Below are 2475 nucleotides of genomic sequence, written 5' to 3'. Positions count from 1 at the left end.
CACGTCGCGCCGCAATTGTCCCGCCTCGTGCGGGCTGGTGGAGAGGAGCGCACCGGCGCCCGAGACGGTGGCGCGGGCGAGCCGCGCGGCCATCTCGGCCGGCAGGCCGGCGGCGACGCCCGCCTCCGCCATAGCTTCGGCGAGGAGGAAGACATAGGCCGGGCCGGAACCGGAGACCGCGGTCAGCGCGTCGATCAGCGCCTCGTCGTCGAGCCATTCCACCGCGCCGACGCCCTTCAGCAGCGCATCGGCCTGATCACGCTGGCCGGGCGCCACCTCGGCGCTCGCCACCGCGCCGGTGACGCCGCGCCCGATGCTCGCCGGAAGGTTCGGCATCGCCCGGACGATGGCGCGGGCCGATGGCAGGCGGGTGCGCAGATCGGCGATGGTCTTGCCGGCGAGGATGGAGACGACCAGCGTCCGGGGCGAGATCAGCGTGTCGAGGAGGCCCGCCGCCCCCTCCAGGCCCTGCGGCTTGATCGCGAGGATCAGCGCGTCGTTCGCCGGCACGTCGCTCGGGTTGAGGGCGATGCCGTGGCTCTCGCAGAGCCGGATCGTCTCGGGCGAGGCCTGCGGATCGATCACCACGGTCCTGGCCGCGTCGAGCCCGCCCGCGAGCCAGCCGGCCAGCATCGCGCCGCCCATCTTGCCCGCCCCCACCAGGGTGAGGGAGGCGGGAAGCGCCGAGGCCGGGATGCTCACGCCTCGCCTTCGGTCTCGAACAGGACCGCATCGAGGGATTCGCGGGCGGACTTGCCCGCCCAGAGCACGAACTGGAACGCCTGATAGTAGCGCTCGCAGGCATCGACGGCGGATTTCAGCATCATCGCGCACTGGCTCTGCGTCGGCGCGGCGCCGTCGGTGAGCAGCAGCGAATGCCGGAACATCACCACGCAGTCGGTGGACCACAGGTCAAAATGGCCGACCCAGAGCTGTTCGTTGACGAGGGAGATGAGGGTGAGGATCTCGGTGCGGCGATGGGCCGGCACCTTCAGGTCGAAGGCGCTGGCCACGTGCAGGGCCTCCACGTCCTCGATCCAGGTGAAGGCGACATGGTAGTCGGACCAGCGGCCGGCCACGGCCACCGACATCTCGTCGGTCTCGGCCCGGTCGAAGATCCAATCGCGAAGGGAGGCGAGCCGCTCGACGATGTCGAGGGGGTGCTCGTTCCGGTCGAGGCCTTCGATGTGGAGTTGGGTCATGACGGTCCAGGTTGGCGTCCCGTCGGGGGCGCCGAGAATGGTGAACGACAATCAATCCCGCTCACGATTCACCGTTCTCAAAGCTGAAGCCACGCATAGGCAAGGCAGAGCTCGGTCGGCGAGAAGCTTAAGGGTCGAGGGTCGGGTCCGGGTGCGAAGCGAATCAGTGCCTCACTCACTATAGACCGTGGCGGACTCGCGTTTCAAAGCGCTCCCGAGGACCGGTTAACAGGAAAGCGGATTTCCACCGTTCCTTCCTGTGCACAAGCTTAGACCCGACTCGGTGCCGGCGAATCAGACGGATGTCGCTGGCGGAGGCGGCTCCTGAGTGCCGAGTCTGCCCTCCAGGGCGGAAACACGGGCGGCGAGAGCGTCGTTCTGGCTGCGCAGCGCCGAGACGAGGTCCCGCAGCACGTCCACCTCCTCGCGCGACGCGATGTCCATGTCGCGGATCAGGCGCTCGACCTGCGCCTTGAACACGGTCTCCGCCTCACGCTTCACGCCCTGCGCCGCGCCCGCGGCATCCGTCATCAACCGGGCGAAATCGTCGAACAACCGGTTGGAGCCGCGACCCGTACCGTCCTTCATGCCGTCCTTCGTGCCTTGCATCGCCGTCTCCCGAGATCGAGGCCCGCGTCGGACATCGCGCCGGCACCTGAAGAAGGGGAGATAAGAATCGGGGAGGCGCGAAGCAATCCGAAGGCCCGGCCCGGAAACGAGGAATTCGCGATCCGGAGCGTTTCGCGCGCACCGCAAAGCCGCCGCGATGTTCCCCGAAGAGGTCGCTTTCTCGGCAGGGAAGGACGCGCATGGCCACGCGACGCGAATTCACCACCGGCGCGGCCGCCGGCGCTGCGGCAGGCCTGATCGCCGGCGCGAACCGCGCTCTCGCCGCGGAATCGTCGCCCGAAGGCCTCGCCGCGCATTTCGCGCAGATCGAACAGGCGAGCGGCGGACGCCTCGGGATCGGGCTCCTCGATACGGCGACCGGCGTCACCACGGCGCATCGCGGCGGCGAGCGCTTTCCGATGTGCAGCACGTTCAAGGTCCTCGCGGCCGGCGCGGCGCTGGCGCGGATCGACCGGGGCGAAGACGGCCTCGACCGGCGACTGACCTACGAGCCGCGCGAGGTCGTGCCGTACTCGCCCATGACCGGGCCGAGGGCGGGCGGTGAGGTGACCTTGCCCCCTGGATTGCCCTCGTTCTGAAGCTAGGGTCCGTCGATCAGGAGACGGACGATGAAGAAGAGCCGGTTCAGTGAAGAGCAGATCAT

At 68.9% G+C, this 2475-nt stretch carries 4 protein-coding genes; 1 reads left to right on the top strand and 3 read right to left on the bottom strand.

The window, feature by feature from the left end; all coding sequences use genetic code 11:
• The 3 genes from proC to ACFQ4G_RS21785 form a co-directional block, all read right to left on the bottom strand.
• A partial coding sequence (gene proC, locus ACFQ4G_RS21795) for a pyrroline-5-carboxylate reductase (RefSeq protein ID WP_379041102.1) occupies positions 1-702 on the bottom strand: 702 nt, incomplete at its 3' end.
• On the bottom strand, positions 699-1202 hold the full coding sequence (locus ACFQ4G_RS21790) for a type III secretion system chaperone family protein (RefSeq protein WP_238204170.1): 504 nt from the start codon (positions 1200-1202) through the stop codon (positions 699-701). The genes ACFQ4G_RS21790 and proC, both read right to left, overlap by 4 nt.
• A 294-nt stretch (positions 1203-1496) precedes the next feature.
• A complete protein-coding gene (locus ACFQ4G_RS21785; RefSeq protein ID WP_238204172.1) occupies positions 1497-1811 on the bottom strand; it encodes an accessory factor UbiK family protein in 315 nt (104 codons plus the stop codon).
• Positions 1812-2011: 200 nt separating this feature from the next.
• Here ACFQ4G_RS21785 and ACFQ4G_RS21780 point away from each other — a divergent pair, with 200 nt between their 5' ends.
• Positions 2012-2410, top strand: a complete 399-nt coding sequence (locus ACFQ4G_RS21780; protein ID WP_379041099.1) for a serine hydrolase — start codon at positions 2012-2014, stop codon at positions 2408-2410.
• Positions 2411-2475: the final 65 nt, after the last annotated feature.

Source organism: Methylobacterium marchantiae, assembly GCF_042679825.1.
Lineage (GTDB): Bacteria > Pseudomonadota > Alphaproteobacteria > Rhizobiales > Beijerinckiaceae > Methylobacterium > Methylobacterium marchantiae.
Note: the sequence above shows the minus strand (reverse complement) of the source record. Positions and strands in the feature narration are given on the sequence as shown.